The organism is Chitinophaga qingshengii, assembly GCF_014529935.1.
GTDB lineage: Bacteria > Bacteroidota > Bacteroidia > Chitinophagales > Chitinophagaceae > Chitinophaga > Chitinophaga qingshengii.
Map to the genome: position 1 here is coordinate 602,648 of NZ_JACVFC010000003.1, position 23,860 is coordinate 626,507.

Annotated in this window: 4 protein-coding genes; all 4 read left to right on the forward strand. The window is 50.0% G+C overall.

Annotated features, from left to right (window positions below; translation table 11 throughout):
• Window positions 1-14: 14 nt before the first annotated feature.
• The 4 genes from ICL07_RS22185 (at window position 15) to ICL07_RS22200 (ending at window position 23,408) form a co-directional block, all read left to right on the forward strand.
• On the forward strand, window positions 15-1,328 hold the full coding sequence (locus tag ICL07_RS22185; protein ID WP_188090237.1) for a MutS-related protein: 1,314 nt from the start codon (window positions 15-17) through the stop codon (window positions 1,326-1,328).
• Complete coding sequence (locus ICL07_RS22190) at window positions 1,325-2,644, forward strand: MutS-related protein (RefSeq protein WP_188090238.1); 1,320 nt, start codon at window positions 1,325-1,327, stop codon at window positions 2,642-2,644. The genes ICL07_RS22185 and ICL07_RS22190 overlap by 4 nt, the downstream gene beginning before the upstream one ends.
• A 33-nt stretch (window positions 2,645-2,677) precedes the next feature.
• Entirely contained in the window at window positions 2,678-4,156 is a 1,479-nt protein-coding gene (locus ICL07_RS22195; protein ID WP_188090239.1) for a S41 family peptidase, read from the forward strand.
• An 814-nt stretch (window positions 4,157-4,970) separates the two neighbouring features.
• Entirely contained in the window at window positions 4,971-23,408 is an 18,438-nt protein-coding gene (locus tag ICL07_RS22200; RefSeq protein ID WP_188090240.1) for a non-ribosomal peptide synthase/polyketide synthase, read from the forward strand.
• The last annotated feature ends 452 nt before the right edge of the window (window positions 23,409-23,860 follow it).

The following is a 23,860-nucleotide window of genomic DNA, read 5'->3' on the forward strand; positions in this document are numbered from 1 at the left end:
ATAAAAAGTATATTATGTATTTGCAGACAGATACGCAGACGATGGATGATCTGCGCTTGTTTTCGAAGGCGGACACACCAGGTATCTACGATATTTATAATCACTCCTTTACCCGTGGCGGCCAAACCATTATGGAAGCCATGTTCAGAAAACCGCTGAACAACCCGGAGGCAATCATCAAACGGATCAATACCATTGCTGCTTTCGTGAAAATGAAGGCCACTTTTCCTTTCGACGGGGCCATGCTGGACCAGGCAGAAAAATACATCTCTTTTGATGATCATCCCGGTGGTGGTACTAAAGTGTCGCTCAGCGAAAAGGAAGTACAGCAGGGGGTGATGTCGGTCATTACACTTTTTCATACGCTCAGGCAGTACCTGGAGTCGGCGGGAATGGACAGCCTGAAAGAGCTGGAGGAAGAAAGGCAGGCGGTGATGGCGGTGTTGAATGATCCGGCTTTTATACCGGTGTTTAATGAACAGCCGGATGTGCGGATTTCATTCGCTGCTGTTACCGCGTTTGATGTATTGATCCGTAACAGGGAGAAAAAGAAAGTGTTGCAGCTGCTGCATTTTATTTATCATATCGATGTGTATGTTTCGGTGGCACAGGTAACGGGGAAGCATAACCTGGTATTCCCGGTAGTGCACCCGAAAGGGACCGGTATTTTAAAAGTGGACGGCGTATATCATCCACTTGTAAAAAATGCGATCGCCAACAGTCTCCATATGCCACCTTCCCGTAACCTGGTTTTCCTTACAGGAGCCAATATGGCGGGGAAGTCCACTTTCCTGCGTTCGTTCAGTACCGCGGTCTACATCGCGCATATGGGCTTTCCCGTAGCGGCGGCCTCCATGGAGTTTTCGGTGATGGACGGCGTGTACACAACGATCAACCTGCCGGACAACCTGGGTATAGGCGCCAGCCATTTTTACGCAGAAGTGCTGCGGGTGAAAAAAATAGGACAGGAACTCAGTGAAGGAAAATCATTGTTTGTATTGTTCGATGAATTGTTCCGGGGGACCAATGTGAAAGACGCGCTGGAAGGAACGCTGGCTGTTTGTAATGCGTTTACCAACCGGAAAGACAGCAAGTTCATCGTTTCCTCTCATATTATCGAAGCAGCAGACGAGCTACGAAAAAAGGGAAGTGCTGCGTTTTATTTTCTTCCTACCCTGATGAAAGGGACGGTACCGGAATATACGTATATCCTTCAGGAAGGCGTTACCAATGATAAGCATGGGATGATCATCATCAATAACGAAGGCATACTGGATATTCTGAAGCGGGGCAACAAAGGCGGTAACCGGTTAAATAAACAATTATGAGTTTTAAAATAGATCGCCAATCGGTAGGGGAGCTGAACCTCCTGGGGAAATTCCGTCAGGGATCAGTATACTTTTTATTCAATAAAGTAAAAACGCGGATCGGGGAAAAACTGATGGATGAGATGTTCGCTCATCCGCTGACGGATGCTGCCGCTATCAACCGGCGGACGGCGGTTTTTCAGTTTTTTGAAGAGAAGGGTGTTGTCTTTCCTTTTGAGGCCGACGAGGTTGCCCTGATGCGGGAATTTATTGATACGGCGGCAGGAAAATCGCCCTGGGCGGTGATGGTGGAAGTACAGCTGCATAAGCTGCTGGCGGGCCTCACGAAAGACGGCCGTTTCAAAAACAGGTTATTGCAGTTGCAGGCGACGATTGTTACGCTGAAGAAGTGTTTGGGGCTGCTGGAGTTGCTGAAAAGTGAAAACAGTCCTCTGCAGGGCCATGTAGCCGCCTTATCGGCTATCATGCAGCAAAAGGATATCCGGAGTATTCTGGACTGTGATATCTACAAACCGATGTCTACCGGAACGGTATCCCGGTTTGACTTCCTGTTGCGCAACCGGTATAATGAAGCCATGAAGGATGTACTGCAGTTCATTGCTGAAACAGATGTGTACATCGCTGTGAGCAATGTATCGCGTGAAAGACGTTTTTGTTACGCAACCGCAGTGGCAAAAGAAGAAAATCTGTTCCAGGCCCGGAATCTCCGGCATCCCTGCATTACAAAAGCAGTAGGCAACGATCTGCAAATGAAGGAGGGCAGTAACCTCGTGTTCCTGACGGGGGCCAATATGGCGGGTAAGTCTACCTGGATGAAATCTATCGGTATCGGTATGTACATGGCGCATATTGGTTTTCCGGTTGCGGCTTCCGAAATGGTGTTTTCCGTACGGGAAGGTATCTTCTCCAGCATCAATGTGGCCGACAATATGGGGATGGGGTACAGCCATTTTTACGCGGAAGTAATCAGAGTGAAGGACGCTGCATTGGCAGCGGCTACCGGGCAACACCTGCTGCTGCTGTTCGATGAATTGTTTAAGGGTACCAATGTAAAAGACGCCTTTGACGGTACCCTGGCTGTTACAGCAGGATTCTCCGAATACAATAATTGCCTGTTTATCGTATCTACCCATATCATTGAAGTGGGAGAAGCGTTGAAAAGCTTGCCCAATGTGCAGTTCCGCTTTATGCCTACTGTCATGGACGGCAATGTGCCCCGGTACACCTACACCTTACAGGAGGGTATCACTGAAGACCGGCAAGGTATGATGATCATCGAAAACGAAGGCATCATTGCGCTGATCAATAAAATGTAACAGGATTACCATAATCAAAAAATGATCCATCATATGAAGCAAATATTTGCCTCCGGGATACTTATGTCCCTGCTTTCCACAGCAGCCCTGGCCCAGCAGCAGCCTTTTACGGGGTTTACCCGGCAGGATTTAAAAGATGATTTTAAATACGCCGTAGAGCTGTTGAAGAAACAGCATCCGAATCCTTATAAGTTCACGGATACGGTTACGTTTAACCGTAAAATGGATTCGTTGATGAACCGGCTGGATAAAGACCCGTCGCCGTTGAGCGCTTTACGGTATTCTCCCATGCAGCTGTTCAATGATGTGCACCTGAAACTGGATTATGATGATGACCGTGTAGTGGACGTATTTTATGGCATTAACCACTTCCCGCTGGCTATTACCACTTTTAAAGACAGGATCATTGTTAACGCTAAAGGTGAATCCATTCCTTTCGGAGCCGAGATATTAAGTATTAATAAAATGCCGGCAGCAAAGCTGCTCGGCGAAATCGGGTATGCTACTTACAGCGACGGTTTCATCAAAACCGGTACTGACCGGATGGCCTCCAACCTCGGTTTGTTCGTCAGCCTTGTTTTCCCGGATGCCGTCAGCTATGAGGTCGTATACAAGGAGCAGAGCGCTAAAAGTCCTGTTACCATACAACTGAAGGCCGTAGACGCCAAGTCCGGTTACCATAACCGGAGCCTGGGAGAGCTGCCGTTTAATACTTTCCTGAAACGGGCCTATGTAACAAAGGAGTACCAGGACAAGGAATCTACCGCCATCCTGACCGTTCTCACCTTTATGCTGCAGGAAAATGCCATGTATAAAGAGCTGAGCGATTTTTTCACGGAAGTCAGGAAACGTAAAATCAATAATGTCATCATCGATATCCGGTCGAATGGCGGCGGCAACCCGAATATGTCCGCCCTGCTGTATTCCTTTGTAGCGTTGCAACCGTTTGACAACGTGTTTAATTACCGGACCAAGAACATACAAATGAATGATCCGGAGAATCTGTTGAATGGCTATGGAACCAAAATGGGAGAGGAAGAAGTAAAACAAACCGAGAACTTCCTGAAACAACGCTTCGATTACGACAGCGCAGCCGGGTTTTACTATGGTAATGCACGTCTGACAGAAGGATCTATTTCAAACTATCCGCCCGATAAGAATAACTTCAAAGGTAACGTGTATGTACTCATAAGTGGTGGTACCGTGAGTGCTGCCACTTACTTCGCCGCACTGGTAAAGAATAACAAACGGGGTGTGCTGGTAGGTACGGAAACTGGTAGCGGGGAAGCCTCCACTACAGCTGCATGGTTCAATACCTATACGTTGCCTAAAACGAAAAGCAAGTTGACCGTGCCTATGAGTGAGATATATTTTATGAAGGCTAAACAGGATAATGGGCGAGGCTGTCAGCCTGATAAAGAGCTGACTTTCGAGGCGTTTCAGCAATATATCCATGCCGGTAAAGATCCGGAGATTCAATATACGCTGGATATGATCCGGTCGGGGAAATAGTATCAAAAAAGAGACGGTCTCTTTTAATTTCCACATTGTCATTAGCTTACATGATTTTTGTTAAACCTGCGCCTGGCGCAGGTTTTTTTATTTAAAAACCACCATACACCGCTCCAATCTTCGCAAATCAGCGAAATCAGCAATAATCATATCCATCACAGTTTTTTTTGTTCGATTATGAATTTTATTTACCTTCATGCCGCAATTTTAGTGTTAGACTAAAAACATGCTAGTGCCAATTCCGAAACCCGATTTAAGTATTACGGAACCTTGTTTTAAAAGCCCTGGGCTTATGAGAAACTTTACCATTTTTTAACAATGACTTGTTGTTCCCTGACTTAAAAAGTCATGTGTGTTTCAGCAAAGAAATATCAGCTTAGCCGCGATCCCTGACGTGTTGCAGATGCAATAACGGGGTCCTTATTACAATGTTATGATATCATACACCAGACACCATGTGTAGTGGAGTGAATTCTCGTGCCTCTCATCAGCCGGTGGATGATTACATAACCAGTGACAATTTTTCCTATTACAAAATACCCTACAGTCATGAACTCAAAATTACTATCCGGAATTTATTCATCGTGCCCGTTCGTTTGAGTGGGCCGGCAGCACAACGATTACCATATCAATGGCCATATTCATTGACAATGTAATACGATTACCTGCATCATCTTTTTTATTACTTTTTAACCTGTTGCCAGCTGCTGTAGCCTGTTGGACAAGCATCGCCATGGCTTGTTGTAACAACAAATGACAGCATACTCAGGTGCATACCTGAGTTATTTCCTCATTAATTAATGACCGTTAGACCATGCCACTCCATGTAACACCCATTCATCCTGCGCAGCGGGATATCCTGATGGATTTGTTGATCAATGCCGAAAACTCCACTTATAATGTCGGAGGTGTAACCCGGCTCACCGGCCCTCTTCACAAAGAAAAATTTATCGCCGCTGCAGAAACATTGCCGGCAGTATTTGATGTATTCCGGATGAGGTTCGACCTCAGCGGTCAGGCGCCACAGGCCTATGTAGACGATAGTTTTACCACACAACAGGTAGTGTGCCTGGATTTTAGCGGCATGCAACCGGATACGGTGGAAAAATGGATCAGGGAACGCCTGGAAATACCTTTCCTGCTGGAGAAAGAACATGCGCTCTGCGAACAATACCTGCTATCCATCGCACCGGATGAACACCTTTATTTCTGTAAATATCATCACCTGATAAATGACGGTTATGGACTGGCGGCAAGTTACCAGTACGTGGCCCGTAAATATAAATCGTTGTTGAATGGAACAAACCTGGATTGGTCGCCCGTTTCCTATGTGGCGGCTGCCGGTGAGGCGCTCGCCTATCAACAATCGGATGCCTGTCAGGAAGACGCTGCCTACTGGAAAAAACTGATTGATAAAAAGCCGGCGCAGTTGCTGGAACGCCGGTACCGGCGTACAGACGCCCATCCACGCCAATGCCAGAGTTACCTCCTGGAATTTACGGCTAAGGAAAAAGCTGCGTTGGAGGACCTGCAACAAGCTACCCGGGCTAATCTGCTTCGCCTGACACTGGCGGCGCTCACTATTTACTTTGCCAGAACTACCGAACACTCCACGTTTGTATTCGGTACACCCGTCCACCGCAGAAAGGAAAAAGCACTACAGCAAATTGCCGGTATGTTTTCCGGCATCATGCCATTTCAGGGAGGGTATCAACAAGACGATACGGTCGCTACGCTGCTGGAAAATATCGCCATTACCAGGAAAAATGACAATCAGCATCAGCATTACCAGATGGCTGATCTGGTCCGCTCTCTGAAACTCAACGGTACAACAGAACAACTGGTGGATATACTGGTTAACCACGCCAACCTTGATCTCCACCTGGATTTTGGAGCAGGAATACAGGCCGTTACACAGGAACTGACCAGCGAAATCACCCGTTACCCGCTGGAGCTGATCTGGCGCGACTATGGGGAAGGACAGCCGCTGCAACTAAAAGCAGATTATTATCCGTCGTATTTCACGGAAACGGATATACGTTTATTCGTGAAACGTTTATGGCATATCATTCAACAATTCAATAACGGATTGCAACATACGCTGGAAGAAATCAGTATCCTGCCGGAAGAAGAACAAACGCTGCTGACTACTTTTAATAACAACAAGGTTGCGCTAACACCTTATCCTTATATACATGCACTGATAGAAGAGCAGGCGCGGCTTCAGCCGGCAGCGGAAGCGCTGGTATTCGAAAACCACGCGCTCACTTACCGGCAGCTGGATGAGAGGGCCAACCAGCTGGCGCATTACCTGCGTGAAAAAGGCGTGCGGGAAAATACATTCGTGCCCGTATGTATGGAGCGTTCCGCAGAGATGATCATCGGCATCCTGGCGGTGCTGAAAGCCGGCGGTGCCTATGTGCCGGTAGATCCTGCCTATCCGCAACACCGGATCACCTTTATGCTGCAGGATACCCGGGCGGCGGTGGTGGTCAGTAATGTGGCTGACAGCCTGCCCCTGGATGAATGCACCAGGGCTGAAATTATCGATGTCCGCCAACTGGCGGGCGTACTGGAACAGTACCCTGTAACGCCGGTAGATACGGCCTTACAACCGCAACACCTCGCTTATGTGATTTATACCTCCGGCTCTACGGGCAATCCGAAGGGCGTCACCATCGCTCATCAGCAGCTGGTAGCTTCCACACAGGCGAGAAAGGCCTGCTATGGCAACACCGGTACGGCGCTGCTGGTACCCTCTTTCTCATTTGACTCTTCGGTAGCGGTCATATTCGGTACGTTGTGTACGGGCGGCACGCTGATCGTATGCCGGGAGGAAACGTTGAAAGAAGCGGAAACGGTGAAAAAAATGCTTACCCGTACGGATATGATACTGTGTGTACCTTCCTATTACCGGTTTCTCCTGGACGAAGGACTGTTGCGGGGCGCTGCGTTGTCTACCGTTATCCTGGCAGGGGAGGCACTGGAGCTGACACTGGCCCGGCGTCATTTCAAAGAAGTAAAAAAAGCGGCGCTGTATAACGAATACGGGCCTACGGAATGTACGGTATGGTCGTCTGTAGCGCAAATACAACCTGGAGATAAACTGATCACCATCGGCAAGCCGGTGGTGAACATGCAGATACATATACTGGATGCACGGCAACGTACCTTGCCAGTGGGGGTAGCGGGAGAATTATATGTCAGCGGTCCCCAGGTGGCTGACGGCTACCTGCACCTGCCGGCCATGACGGCGGAAAAATTTATGACCAGCGCCGAAGGCGACCGGCTGTATAAAACCGGCGATGTCGGACGCTGGCTGCCGGATGGCAATATCGAATACCTGGGCCGTATGGACGACCAGGTGAAGATTCGTGGTTACCGTATCGAACTGGGTGAAATCGGTCATGCCCTGCAGGAGTGTAAGGGCGTTAAACACGCTGTGGTAGTGGCATGGACGGACGAGCGCCATAACAAGCGTCTCGTAGGATATGTTACTACTGAAGCCGGTTACGATAAGACGGCTGTATTAAACCGGTTGAAAGAAACACTGCCGGAATATATGGTACCGTCGGTACTCATAGAGCTGGCACAACTGCCGTTGTCTGTCAACGGTAAAGTGGATAAAAAAGCGCTGCCAGCTCCGGAAGCAACTGACTTCCAGCTACAGGCGTATGTAGCGCCGCGTAATGAGACGGAACAACAACTGGCCGCTATCTGGCAGGCACTGTTGGGACTGCAACAGGTAGGGATATACGATAATTTCATAGAGCTGGGAGGCGATTCCATTATCTCTATGCAGGTAGTAAGCCGGGCGAGGAGACTGGGATATGAACTAAAAGCAAAAGACCTGTTTAAACACCAGACAGTAGCGGCACTCGCGCAGCTGTTGGCCGTAAGAAAAGTGGAGCGGGACAACGGAGAACAAGGCTTGCTGACGGGTAAATGTGGTTTACTGCCCATTCAACATTGGTATTTTGAAGAAAATGGCAGCGGCCAACCGGCATTGTTTACTCAACAGCTATTGCTGGAAGCAGATAAACAACTGTCACCGGTAACGCTGGAAGCGGCACTCCGGCAGCTGGTACAATATCATGATGCGCTCCGCTTTTCCTATCAGCAGGATGCTGACGGATGGCGACAATCCTACGGTACTGCCGGGGCTACTTTACATATGAAGGACCTGCGCGGGGAGCAGCAAACCTGGCAGCAACAAGTCCCGGCTTGTGTGGTAGCATGCCAGATGCGCCTGGACGTCAGCCATGGTGAGCTGCTGCAGGCTACCCTGATACAAACGCCTGCTGCAGAAACGCACAACCGTTTGTTGCTGGTGGTACATCACCTGGCTATAGACGGCGTATCCTGGCGTATTCTGCTGGAAGATCTCAACCGTTTACTGGAGCAACCCACTGCAGCAGCAGACAGTATATTGGGAGCTAAAGGCAGCTCTTATCGGCAATGGCATGATGCCCTGACCGGTTACGCGCGTCATCAGGGTCAGCGGCAACAAGGTTATTGGGAAGCCGTGGTGGCAAAACATACGCCATTACTGACAGATTTGCCACATAACGGCCATATAACCCTATCGGACATACGTAAAGAAACGGTACGCCTGGATACAGTAGCTACCCGCCGCCTGCTACAGGAGGTCCCCGCAGCTTATCGCACTGAAATGAATGATATTCTGCTGGCCGCGCTGGCAATGACTCTCACGGCCTGGAACAAAGGCGCCGGCGTGCTGGTTGGCCTGGAAGGGCATGGCAGAGAGGAGATTGCACCCGGTATAGCGGTTAACCGCACTATCGGGTGGTTTACTTCCCAATACCCGGTATGGCTGGAAGCCGCTGCCGGAGCCTCCACCGGCCGCCTGATCAGAGACATCAAAGAACAGTTACGCCAGGTGCCGGATAAAGGTATCGGCTATGGTATCAATAAATATATCGGCCGGCAAACTGCCCTGCAAGGTGCAGTACCCTGGGAAGTGGGCTTCAACTACCTCGGTCAGGGCGATAACATGCCAACAGGGCAACGTGCCATTAAAACATCGCTGTCTTCACTGGAAGCGGGAGGATCGCCGCAACGCATCGTTCCGGAAAAACTGGCTGTCAATAGTATGATTCGCGACGGAGAACTCGTCATAGAGTGGAGCTACAGCCAGCTGCACTTCCATACCGCTACCATAGCGGGCATTGCGGCAAACTACCTGTATCATCTGCAAACAATCATCGCGCACTGTGCGGATCGTAGCCGGCAAGCACCGGTAACTTCGCCTTCCGACTACGGGTTAGGCGCCGTTATGACCAATGATGAACTGGACCAGTTCCTGGATGCGACGGTAGAAGGCGTTTCCAGGAGGTCCCGGGTTGCCGGGTTATACCGGCTCACCGGTTTACAGGAGGGTATGTTGTTCCATGGACTGTATGATGAAAAAGGTGGCGCCTACATCGAACAGTTTGGTTGTGAACTACCCCATTTGCAGGTGGCGGCATTTCAGAAAAGCTGGGAACACCTGGTACAGCATCATACTATTTTCCGCACTGCTTTTTATGCGAAGATTTGCAGTATCCCGGTGCAATGTGTATACCATCACGTTAGTGTGCCTTTCATTGTGCTGGACTACCGGCACCTGACGGAAACGGCGCAGCAGCAAGCACTCGAAGCCTGGATGACCGCAGACCGGGAGCAGGGACTGGACTTTGAAAAAGTACCCCTGATGCGTATCACGCTGTTCCGCCTACAGGACGATAAATACCGTATGCAATGGACTTATCATCACCTGCTGATGGATGGTTGGTCGTTGCCGGTATTACTCGGGGAATTGGTGGAGACCTACGAAGCTATCCTGACCAACCAATCCCTGCCGGCACTGAAGATAGATGAGTTCGGAGATTACATCCGCTTCCTGGAAGACAGGGACCTGCCAGCGGAAGAAGCGTACTGGCGCGGTTATCTGAAAGAAGCAGCAGAAGGGTGTTTGTTACCCTTTGTTACTACCGCCGTATCCCGCACCAAAGGAGCGGGGCGCTTCCGGGAAACAGCGCTGTACCTGGATACTACGGTCCGCCAGCAACTGGAAAGATATACGCAACAACAACATATTACGCTCAATACACTGTTACAGGGCGTATGGGCGTACCTGTTATCCCGTTATACCGGTAAGGATACCGCCATGTTTGGCGTAACCGTCGCCGGCCGGCCCGATGAAATGCCGGGAGCAGATAAAAAAATTGGATTGTACATCAATACCCTGCCGTTGTATACCACATTGGCAAGAGAGCAAACAATAGCCGGCTGGCTGCAGGAGATGCAAACCGCGCAACTGCAAAGCCGTGAGCATCAATATGCGGCGTTGAATGATATACAGCGGTGGACAGGCATTAGAGAAGAGTTATTTGACACGCTCCTGGTTTTTGAAAATTATCCGGTGAATCCAGCCTTGCAATCTCCCGACTGGAAACTGCAGCTGCAACACTTCCAGGTGCAGGAACAGGCTAACTATCCACTCACCATACGGGTGATGATGGCGGAGGGACTTGACATCGGCCTGGTATTCAATGAAACGGTGCTCGATGAAGCGCATGTCCGGATGATAGCGGCCCATTTTGAACAGGTATTAATACAAATAGCTACCCAGCCCGTTCATACCATCTCAGACATTACCTTGTTGACGGCGGCTGAGAGAACAGAACTATTGTATACATTCAATCAAACTGCCCTGCCTTATCCTGCAGATAAGAGCATCACTGCGCTTTTTGAAGAAATGGTGGCTCAAACGCCGGATGCCATCGCTGTAGTATACGATACGACGTCGTTTACATATAAGGCATTGGACGAAGCGGCTAACCGGCTCGCACATCAGCTACGCAGCAAGGGGGTAAAAGCGGGCGCATATGTGCCCATCTGTTTGAAACGCTCGGCCGGTCTGATAGTGGCGGTATTGGGAGTATTGAAAGCCGGTGGTGCCTATGTTCCGGTAAATCCTGAATATCCTGCTGAGCGGATATTACAGTTACTGGAAGATTGTGATAGCCCGCTGATAATAGCTGACCATGATTGGAAAACGATCGATGTTGACAGGGAATTACTTTATATAGATGATAACCCTGATCTGCTGCATTATCCGGTGGATGCGCCGGCAGAACAACCAACGCCGGCGGCAGTGGCATATGTGATGTACACCTCTGGGTCCACCGGTAAACCTAAAGGGGTAGCGGTAACGCATCAGAATGTGGTGAGCCTGGTGAAGTCGCAGGAGTACATTACGCTGACAAAAGACGATATCATTCTTTCTGCCGGCTCTCTTTCCTTTGATGCTACTACGTTTGAATACTGGGGCCCGCTGTTAAACGGCTGCTGCGTGGTTTTAAGCAGGGAGAGCAGTTTGCTGGACATTACATTATTGAAGCAGGAGCTTTATCAGCGCCGTATTACCAAAATGTTCTTTACCACCAGCTGGTTCAATCAGTTGGTAGATATGGATATAACGGTATTTGCCAGATTGCAGGAGGTGCTGACAGGAGGGGAGAAAATGTCGGAAAAACATGCTGATAAATTCAGACGTGCTTACCCGCATATTGCGCTGACTAACGTATACGGTCCTACGGAAAATACAACTTTCTCACTTTATTACCGCATAGAGGAAGCGACTGTTAGCGGTAATGTACCGATTGGCCGTCCGTTGAAAAACAGGACAGCGTATATCCTGGATAGCGCGGGACAGCCGGTTCCGGTAGGAGTAACGGGCGAGCTGTACGTTGGAGGGGATGGCGTTGCCAAAGGGTACCTGGACACGGAACTAAACGCGACACGGTTTATGCCGGACCCTTTCATCGATAACCCGGTGGCAAGGATTTACCGTACCGGTGACCTGGCCCGCTGGCTGCCCGATGGCAACATCGTTTACATGGGGCGTATCGATGAACAGGTGAAGATCCGCGGATTCCGTATCGAGCCAGGTGAAACTGCGCGGGTGCTGGAAGGCTGTCCGGCTGTTAAACAAGCCGTAGTAACCGTTTGGACAGATAAACAACATAACCGGTACCTGACCGGCTATGTGGTGCCGGAAAACAAATTTGATAAGGAGGCCATACTGGCCTATCTCAAAGAAAGATTACCGGATTATATGGTGCCCTCTTTCCTGATAGCCGTGGAGACAATGCCGCTCACGGCCAATGGGAAAGTAGATAAAAAGGCATTACCGGCGCCGGATGATACCGCTCTGTCAGATGCTGCGTATATGGCTCCCCGTAATGAAACCGAAAGCGCACTGGCAGCCATCTGGCAACAGTTGTTGGGACGGGAACGTATTGGCATACGGGATCATTTCTTTGAGTCGGGCGGGCATTCCCTGCTGGCCATGCGGCTGCAATCTGCCATCAGAAAACAATTGCAGGCGGAGGTGCCGGTAAAGGCGGTCTTCAGTTATCCCACGATAGCAGGACTGGCAGCCTATATCATTCAACAAACAGGGCCTGTACAACAAGGGATCACAGCAGAAACATATACCGGCCCGCAGCTATTATCCTTTGCCCAGGAAAGACTTTGGTTCATTGACCGGCTGACCGGCAGCATACAATATCATATACCGGTGGTATTCCGTCTGACGGGAACCGTCAACCAACAGGCGCTGGAAGCAGCCATCCGGGAGATAGTCAACCGGCATGCTGCATTACGTACTGTCATTTCCGTTATTGATGAACAGCCATATCAGCAGGTAATGGATAAGGATGGGTGGCAATTGGAAACAGTCAGCCGGTACGATCTTTACGCTGATGTTACTGCTTTGCATGCCTATGTGAAAACCCTGATAGATGCGCCGTTTAATTTGTCTGCCGACCATATGTTACGTGGACAACTAATTGAATTAACAGAACAGGAGTACATCCTGGCACTGACGCTGCATCATATTGCCGGTGACGGCTGGTCTGTCAGCATCCTCCTCAAAGAGCTGACGGGGCTATATACAGCATTTGATCGTCAGCATTTACCAGTTTTGCCACCACTGGATATCCAGTATACAGATTATTCCCGCTGGCAGCGTAGGTATATGCCGGCAGCTGTGCTGGAGCAGCAACAAGCCTATTGGAGCCGGCAGTTGGCGGATGTAACCACTTTACAGTTGCCCCTCGACTATACCCGTCCGGCTGTATTTTCCAACCGGGGCGCTATTATGCCATTCCATATCGATGTCACCCTGCAACAACAGTTACTGGTATTGTCGCAGCAGGAGGGAACCACCTTGTTCATGACATTGCTGGCGGCATTTAAGGTGCTGTTATACCGTTACAGCGGCCAGGAAGATATTACGGTGGGCACTCCTGTTTCCGGCCGTACCCGGCAGGAAACCGAAAGCCTGATCGGGTGTTTTGTGAATACCCTGGCCTTACGTACGCAACTGCAGGATAATCCCACCTTCGCCAGCCTGTTGCAACAGGTGAAAAATACCACCCTGGATGCTTACGAGCATCAGGATGTACCTTTTGAAAAAGTAGTGGAGGCGGTTGTGAAGGAACGTGACCTGAGCTATAGCCCGTTGTTCCAGGTTATCTTCACGTTACAGAACATGCCGGTGGTAACGGATCATGCCCTGGGCGCAGTGCAGCTGCAACCGGAAAAAATCGCTTATACCACTGCCCAGGTAGATCTTAATTTTACGCTGGAAGAGACCGCAACAGGATTATCCGGCAGCGTGGAATATTGTACGGACCTTTTCCGGGAGGAGACGATCGGGCGGATGATCACGCACTTTAAACAACTGCTAACCGCCATCGTTGATAACCCTTCTATGGAAGTAGGCTTTTTACCGATGTTGAAGGCAGCAGAAGAAGCGCAATTGCTGGAAGGCTTTAACCAGACAGATACTGCTTATCCTGCTGATAAAAGTATCACAGAACTCTTTGCTGCACAGGTAGCCCACACGCCGGATGCAATAGCCCTGGTATTTGCAGGTAAGGAAACCACCTACCAGGCCTTGGATACGGCTTCCACACAACTGGCGCAATACCTCGTGGAGACTGGAGTGATGCCTGGTATGCGCGTGCCTGTTTGTATGGAGCGTTCAGATACACTCATCACCGCTATCCTGGCAATATTAAAGGCAGGAGGCGCTTACGTGCCGGTTGATCCGCATTATCCGTCAGAACGTATCAGTTATATGTTGGCCGAAAGCAACAGTACATTGCTGCTCACTGACAGCATGCATCTGGCTGCGCTGGAGCGGACAGGTACCGCGCTGAAGTGTATCTGCCTGGATCAGCTGAATACAACAACTGCGTTGACGCCAATACCCTCCGCCCATCCGCAGGACCTGGCTTATGTTATTTATACTTCCGGTTCTACCGGCACCCCCAAAGGGGTGATGGTCAGCCATCAGAATGTAGTGAGCCTGGTGAAGGGAGCGGACTATGTTTCTTTCAGTCCGGATGACCGGCTGTTATCTACCGGTGCGCCTTCTTTCGACGCTGCTACATTTGAGTATTGGGGAATGTTGCTCAATGGCGGCCGCCTCATTCTCTGCCCGGAGCAACAGCTACTGGACAACGAGGTATTGAAACACGAAATCCGTACACACCATGTAAATATGATGTGGTTTACCGCCAGCTGGTTCAATCAGCTGATCGATACCGACATCAGTATTTTTGAAACCTTGTCGGTGGTACTGGCCGGGGGAGAGAAATTATCAGAAGAACATATCAGTAAGTTAAAACTGCGCTATCCTGCATTGGCCGTTATTAACGGGTACGGCCCTACGGAGAATACTACTTTTTCCATCACTTACAAGGTAGAAGCAGGTGCAGTGAAAATCCCGGTACCGGTAGGCCGCCCGTTGAGCAACCGGAAGGTGTATATTCTGGATAGCCGCCGTCAACCGGTACCGGTGGGCGTTACCGGCGAAATTTATGTAGGAGGAGCGGGTCTTTCCTTAGGCTATCTCCATTTACCGGAGCTGACAGCAGAACGTTTTATCACCCACCGGTTTGGTCATCACGGTTCCGAAAAACTATATAAAACCGGGGATCTGGGATGTTGGCAGGCCGATGGAAACGTGCTTTGCCTGGGCCGCACCGATGATCAGGTGAAGATTCGGGGCTACCGTATTGAGCCCGGTGAAACGGAAAGGATACTGCAGCAATGTGAGTGGGTGGAACAGGCCGTGGTAACGGCGCGTACAAATGAGCAAGGCAGCAAATATCTGGTTGCTTATATCGTGCCGGCAGGGGCCTTTGAAAAGGAAAAAATACAAACGTACCTCAAACAGTTGTTGCCGGAATACATGGTACCGGCTGTCCTGATGCCATTGGAAAAGCTGCCGCTGACCAGCAACGGTAAGGTCAATAAACGCGCCTTGCCCGAACCGGACCAATCGATGATGCCGGCTACGGCGTATGTGCCTCCGCGTAATGCTACGGAACTCGCGCTGACAGGTATCTGGCAACAATTACTGAAAGTATCACGGGTAGGTATATACGATAATTTCTTTGAACTGGGTGGGCATTCCCTGCTGGTGACCCGGGTGGTATCTGCTATACGCCGTGAGCTGGAAGTAGAGATACCCATACGCGACCTCTTCACTTACCCGGTGGTGGCTGCGCTGGCGGACCATATCCGCCGTCAGCAGCCGGGTACCGTGCTGCCGGCTGTTACCGTATCTCCAAGGGAAGGTAAGCTGCCACTTTCTTCTGCCCAGGAAAGACTGTGGTTTATAGATCATATGGAGGGCAGTGTGGCCTATCATATGCCGCTGGTGTTAAAACTGGAGGGCCACCTGGACCTGAGCGCACTGGAGGCCGCCCTGAAAACAATTGTAGACCGGCATGAGGCGCTGCGTACGGTTTTTCTGGAAGAAGAAGGGATTGTTAGTCAGCATATCCTGCCTGCCGGCGGATGGCAGCTGCCGGTATTGGATAGGACCGGGGAAGCCAACCTTCAGCAGATATTGGAAGAAATAACCGATAGTTATAATAAGCCTTTTAACCTGGCTAAAGATTATATGCTGCGTGTACAGTTGGTACAACTGTCTCCCCATGAGTATTTCCTGGTTATAGTACAACATCATATTGCGTCCGACGGGTGGTCTGTATCCATATTGCTCAAGGAATTGATACGGCTATACGAAGCTGCGCACCGGCAAGAGCCGCACCAACTGGAACCATTGCCGGTACAATATGTGGACTATGCGTTGTGGCACAGGCATCACTTACAGGGAGCCCTGCTCGACCAGCAATTATCTTACTGGAAAGAAAAACTGGATGATACCGCTACGCTGCAGTTGCCCACGGATTTCCCGCGTCCTGCCACGCAAAGTACCCGCGGCAATACCTTGTACTACGAGGTGGATAGCGCACTCACTGCCGGATTAAATCAGCTGTCCAGGCAAACGGGGGCTACCCTGTTCATGACGATGCTGGCGGCTTTCAAGGTGTTGTTATACCGTTACAGCGGACAGGAAGATATCTGCGTAGGCAGCCCTATTGCCAACCGTACGCAGCAAACCATAGAACCGCTGATTGGTTTCTTTGTGAATACCATTGCCCTGCGCAGTAACCTGGCCGGTAATCCCGATTTCCTGTCCCTGCTCAAACAGGTAAAGGCTACGCTGTTGGAGGCATATCAGTACCAGGATGCGCCGTTTGAGAAAATAGTGGAAGCGGTGGTGAACGACCGTGATATGAGCCGTACACCGCTGTTCCAGGTGATGTTTATTTTACAGAACCTGCCGGAAGTTCCGGACCTGCAGCTGGATGACGTACAGGTAACCATACAGCCTGTTTCTAACAGCACCGCCAAATTCGATCTGACGGTGGATGTCACCACTACTGATACCGGTCTGCGTTTCCGGGTGGAGTATTGCAGTGATCTCTATAAAGAGACCACTATCGCCAGGATGATGGAACATTACCTGGTACTCCTGGAAGCAGTCGTGGCGACACCTTCCCGGCAGATAGGCGCATTACCGATGCTCACAGCCGGGGAAGAAAAACACTTATTGCAAACCTTTAACGATACGGCCAGTATGTATCCCGGTGACATGGCGGTGATAGACCTGTTCGAAACACAAGTCCGGCAAACACCCGATGCTACCGCCGTTGTTTTTGGGCCGGCACAATATACCTACCGGCAGCTGAATGAAAGGGCCAATCAACTCGCCCATTATCTGCTGGAGAAAGGAGTGGTGGAAAATACACTGATACCCGTTTGTATGTCACGCTCACAGGAGATGATTATCGCTATTGTGGGCATCCTGAAAGCTGGCGCCACTTATGTACCGGTAGATCCGGCTTATCCGGAGGTACGTATCCGTTATATTCTCTCCGATACCAACTTTACTTTGATGCTCACCGATACGGTGGCTCAGCAGCTCCTGCCGGCTGATATTGCAGCTGCGCGTATCCTGGTGTTATCAGGGGATGCCGGGGATGATATCTTGTCAGGGCAGCCTATCATCAACCCCAGCCGTCATACTTCTCCGGACAAACTAACTTATCTTATCTACACTTCCGGTTCCACCGGACAACCAAAGGGCGTGGAGATGCCCGACAAGGCTTTGTTTAACCTGCTTTGCTGGCAACAACAGGAAATTGATACCACTACGCCTAAACGTATACTACAGTTTGCCAGCATCAATTTCGATGTGAGCTTCCAGGAGATATTCTTTACACTCAGCTTCGGTGGCAGTCTTCACCTGGTGGACGAACAACGCCGGAAAGACATGGCTATCCTGATGGAACAGATCAATGCGGAAAAGATCAATTGCCTGTTCCTGCCTTATGTGGTGCTGAAAAACCTGGTGGAATACGCACAGGAAAGTGGTATCTATCCGCAATACTTACAGGAAGTGATTACAGCCGGTGAACAGCTCAAGCTGAGCCATGACCTACGGTTATTCCTGGAAAAGGGCAACACCCGCCTGTATAACCAGTACGGACCTACGGAAGCGCATGTAGTGAGCGCTTATACGGTACAGCCTGAAGATTATACCGAACGGGTATTACCGCCTATTGGTAAACCGATTGCCAACACCCGGTTATATATTTTGGACGCCAATGGCAATCCTTGTCCGGTAGGGGTGCCGGGAGAACTGTTTATCGGCGGCGTACAGGTGGCGAAAGGATACCTGCATTTGCCGGAGCTAACAGCGGAGCGTTTTATGGCCGATCCGTTTGATGCAACCGGGAGCGGCCGCATGTACAAAACCGGCGATGTCTGCTGCTGGTTACCGGATGGTAATATCAACTACCTGGCGCGTAAGGATGATCAGGTGAAGATCCGCGGCAACCGTGTAGAAATAGGTGAGGTGGAAAGTGTATTGGGACAATGTGACCTGGTGGCGCAATGTGTGGTGCTGGTTAAAAATGATCAATACGGTAATAAGCGGCTGGTCGCCTATGTAGTGCCGCAGCGGCACTTCGGAAAAGAGGAACTGCGCACCTGGATGCAGTCCAGGCTGCCGGATTATATGATCCCCTCTCTGTTTATTACTTTACCGGAACTTCCATTGACCAATAATGGTAAGATCAATAAACGCGCGTTGCCGGAAGCGGACCTGAACGCGCTCGGGGAAGCTACGTATGTGGCTGCACGTAACCTCACGGAACAACAGCTGGTGGATATCTGGCGCGTTTTATTGCAGGTGGAAAGAGTGGGTGTGCATGATAATTTCTTTGAACTGGGAGGTCATTCGCTGTTGGCCATGCGCTTGCAGTCGGCCTTGCGTAAACAGATGGAGGTGGAAGTGGCCGTGAAATCCATTTTTGCCCATCCTACGGTCGCCCGATTGGCGGCCTTTATCCGCCAGCACGGTAAAGGTTGGTTGCTGCCGGCGGTAACACCACAGCAACGGCCGCAACTGATTCCATTGTCGTATAGCCAGGAACGTTTGTGGTTCATTGATCAGATGGAAGGCAGTGTTCAGTACCACATGCCGGTCGTATTGCGGATGAACGGCGCCCTCGATAAAATTGCGTTGGACCATGCCTTCCGGGACCTGGTGACCCGCCATGAGGTACTGCGCTCTGTTATTGTGCAGCAGGACGGGCATTCCGGCCAGCAGCTGTTGCCCGCACAACAATGGGAACTGCAACAAATAGATCTGCGCGGTCACCAACAGGCAATAGCGGATTATCGCACCCTCGTACATACGTTGATAAGGAAACCGTTTGATCTCACTAAAGCATACATGCTGCGGGTACACCTCATTGCATTGGACGATACGACCCATATCCTGGTGATGAACATGCATCACATTGCATCAGATGGTTGGTCTATCAGTATCCTGTTCAAAGAACTGATTGCCCTGTACAATGGATATGCTACCGGAGAAAAGGTGAAGTTGCCGCCATTGGACATACAATATGCGGACTATGCCATCTGGCAACGGAAATATATGTCCGACGAGGTATTGGCAGCGCAGCTGCTGTACTGGAAAGAGAACCTGAAAGCGGTGCCTCCATTGCAGCTGCCAACCGATAAAATGAGACCAGCTGTAAAAGGCAGAGATGGCGCGGTGGAATACCTGGAACTCAACCGGGAGCTGACAGATCAGTTGCTGGCCTTGTCGCAGCAGGAAGGAGTAACCCTTTTTATGACCCTGCTGGCAGCCCTCAATGTGTTGTTGTACCGCTACAGCGGGCAGGATGATATCTGTGTGGGCAGCCCTATTTCCGGCCGTACACGCCAGGAAGTGGAAAGTCTGGCCGGCTTCTTTATCAATACCCTGGCCCTGCGCAGCAGCCTGGCTGGTAATCCCGCTTTCCTTTCCCTGCTGCAACAGGTAAAACAAACTACACTCAGCGCTTATGAATACCAGGAAGTGCCGTTTGAGAAAATAGTGGATGCAGTAGTGACTGAGCGCGATATGAGCCGCAGTCCTTTGTTCCAGGTGATGTTGGTACTACAGAATACACCGGATATTCCGGAGCTGACGTTAGGCGCGGTGCAGTTGTCAGAGGAGCCACTGGATCATATCAACGCCATATTCGACCTTAACTTCTGTCTGAAGGAGACCGCGGCAGGGCTTTCCCTGATTATTCAATACAGTACGGATTTGTTCTATCCTGATACAGTGAGAAGAATAGGTAAATATTTTGAGCAGCTGCTGCGTTCCGTGACCCTGCAACCTGCTACCCGCATATGTGCGTTACCGTTATTGGATGCAGCAGAAGAACAGCAGCTGCTGGAAGACTTTAACAGCCAGGTAGCAGCAGTGCCGCAGGGTATGTCGCTGCCGGGCTTATTCTCCGCCATGGCAGCGGCAAACCCGGATGCCCTGGCCTTACTATTTAAGGATGCGACCCTGTCTTACAAGGAATTGGATGAACGTTCTAACCAGGTAGCGCACTACCTGCGCGATAAAGGTGTTGGCCGGGGTAGCCTGGTGCCTTTATGTATGGAACGCTCACCGGAAATGATTATCGGTCTGTTTGGCATTATGAAAGCCGGCGGTGCTTATGTACCGGTAGATCCTGAATATCCGGCGGATAGAATACAGTATATCCTTGAGGATACCGCCGCAAGTATAATGGTTAGCAGTCCTGCTGTCAGCGAAAAGCTGGGAAACGCCGCAGCTGGTATAGCACGGGTAATGGTTACAGACGCCGGCCTATACCCGGTAGCGGCGTTGCCGGATGCCCCGGCCGCCAATGATCTGGCTTATGTAATTTATACTTCCGGCTCCACCGGTAAACCTAAAGGCGTGTTAGTTGAGCATGGCGGTGTGGTGAACCTGGTGTGTCAGCAGGAGCTGTTACAAATAGACAGTGGAAGCCGCGTGCTGCAGTTCGCATCTATCGGCTTCGACGCCTCCTGTATGGAGATATTCGGCACGCTGTCGCAGGGCGCTACGTTGGTACTGCCCCGTAAAGAAGACCTGATGTCCGCCGCCGGATTTGCAGCGCTGATCAATAAACGAAAAGTGGACGTATTGTTTTTGCCGCCGTCTTATCTGCATAGCATGAAAGAAATGCTGAGCCGGGTGAAAACCATTGTATCCTGTGGGGAACCGTTAAACAGAGAGGATGGAAGATACCTGCAGGCCAAAGGAGTGAGATTGATCAACGCGTACGGACCTACGGAAAACAGCATCTGCACCACCATGACCATTGACCCTATCCGGGAAGATGACGTGGTAGTCATCGGAAAGCCGGTGGCTAACATGCAGGTGTATATCCAGGATATCCATGGTGGACTGTGCCCGATAGGCGTGGCGGGAGAGATTTGTGTAAGCGGTGCCGGTCTGGCCCGTGGTTACCTCAACCGCCCCGAACTGACCAGGGAAAAGTTTGTCATCAATCCTTTTACGGGAGACGATGAAACCCGGATGTACCGTACCGGCGACCTGGGCCGCTGGCTGGCGGATGGAAGCATTGAATACATGGGACGCATCGATGAACAGGTGAAAGTGCGCGGCTACCGGATTGAACTGGGTGAGATAGAAAATGTACTACAGGAATGCGAGCTGGTGAACGAAGCGGTAGTGGTCGTGAAAGGAGGGGAACATGATAATAAGCTGCTCGTAGCCTACGTGATACCGCAGGATGAGTTCAATAAAGACGCTATCACGGCCTATCTGAAGAAAAAATTACCGGACTTTATGGTGCCGCCGGTGATGATAGAAATGGAATCATTCCCGCTGACGCCTAATGGTAAGATTGACCGGAAAGGGCTGCCATCGCCGGTATCCGGGATGCTCGACGATCAGCTGCAGGATGCTGGTCCTGCCAACGAAATTGAAGAACAGCTGCTGGAAATCTGGAAGGAGGTGCTGAACTTGCCACAGTTAGGCATACACGACAATTTCTTTGCGGTGGGTGGTAATTCCATCACCGCCATCCGGTTGATAGCCAAGATGAAAGTGGATTTCCAGGTCTCCATTAATGATCTCTTCCAACATCCTACCATCGCCGGTATCTCCAAATATGTGATTTATGAAAAGGATCACTTCAAAAATAAACTGGCGGCATTAATGTCGAGGTTTGATCCGGCACAGGTGGACCAGGAGGCCATGGAGGCGCAGGCAGCGCATAGACAGCAGTTGATGGTAATACAGCAACAGCCTTATCTGGAAAAAGTGAAAGCCTGGCAACAGCTGGATGTCAGCAGTCCGGTTACCTATCAGCAGATCTTACTATTGGGAGCTACCGGTTACCTGGGTATTCACTTGTTGTATGACCTGCTTCAGCGAAATGATACGCCGGTATGTGTGCTGGTGCGGGCTGAGAGCGATGAAGCGGCTTTCAGCCGGTTGTCGGAAAAGTATGCCTTTTACTTTGGCAAGCCTCTGCCCAAAGACCAAACGAAGTTGCAGGTACGGAAAGGAGATATTGCTTTACCACAGCTGGGAATGGATACTGCCGCGTTTGAGGCGCTGATGGCTGAAACGGATTGTATCCTGAATACAGCAGCCAACGTAAAACATTACGGCAGCTATAGTGAGTTTGAAGCCGTGAATACCCGTTCTGTACAAACGATCCTGGATTATTGCAAAATAGGAAGAACGAAGGTAATCCATCATATCTCTACCACCAGTGTGGCGGGTATGGCTGAAAAAGGCAGCGCCGATTATCTGTATACCGAAGCCGATCTGTTCAAAGGCCAGGCAGTACCCAACTTCTATGCAAAGAGTAAACTGGAAGCGGAGCGATTGCTGGATGCAGCCAGAGCCGAAGGGGTAGCGGTCAATATCTACCGTGTAGGCCACCTGTCATTCCACTCGGCTACCGGCAGGTTCCAGGAGAATATTGACAACAACGCTTTCTATAACCAGATCAAAGGATTTATTTCCTTCCAGGTGATGCCGGAAGAGTTCAATGAGCTGGAATTGTCTAATATCGACCAGGTGTCTGCTGCGATACTGCAAATTTTTGATAAGCCGGCATTGCTGAACAGGAACTATCATGTCCGTAATCCGCATCTGCTCTCTGCTGCCGAATTTGTAGCTTATCTGAACAGTTACGGCTACGATATGGAGCTGACCAACGTGTATACTTATCTGCAACGGATGCTACAGTCCTACAAAACTAAAAAAGACCTGATAGACCGGTTATTCCTGCAAGCCGACTTGTTTGGCGATGATAACCAGGATATGGGACATCCATACCAGGTATGTTATGAGGCAACGAATGCTATCCTGAAAAAAATGAAGTTCAGATGGGCATACCCCGATGAAGAGAAAGTGCACCTGATGATCCGGTATGCGGAAGAAGTGGGCTTCTTTGAGCCGGTTCGCAGGGAAGTGGCGTCGCTGAAAGATTATTGATACTTTTATAATGAATGAGGAATTGCCCTGGAGGAGACAGCCGTAAATGCTCTTTCAGGGCAATTCTTCATTAAATAAGGAAAGTATTTCCGCGACCTGATTGTTTTTTTTAAATTGGCTTTCTTTTTTATCATCATGAATATTTTATGTGGAAGAGCATTAGATCATTGTTATACCTTTTTTTGGCCGGTTTAGCCGGCGGGATATTAATACTGTCATATGGACGATGGGTAAACAATACCCATTTTAAGCAATTCAATGAAAGTAGTATTCAGGGTGTATTAACCGCATTTCGTTCAACCAGTACCGGAGTTGCCATATATATCAATAATAATAGAAAGTACATTTTCCTTCCCAACGAGTCAAACCATTTTCAAAATACAGCGGCTATAGGGGATTCCATCATTAAACCGGCTTTCTCGCATTTATTGATCTTAAAGAAGAAAGATACA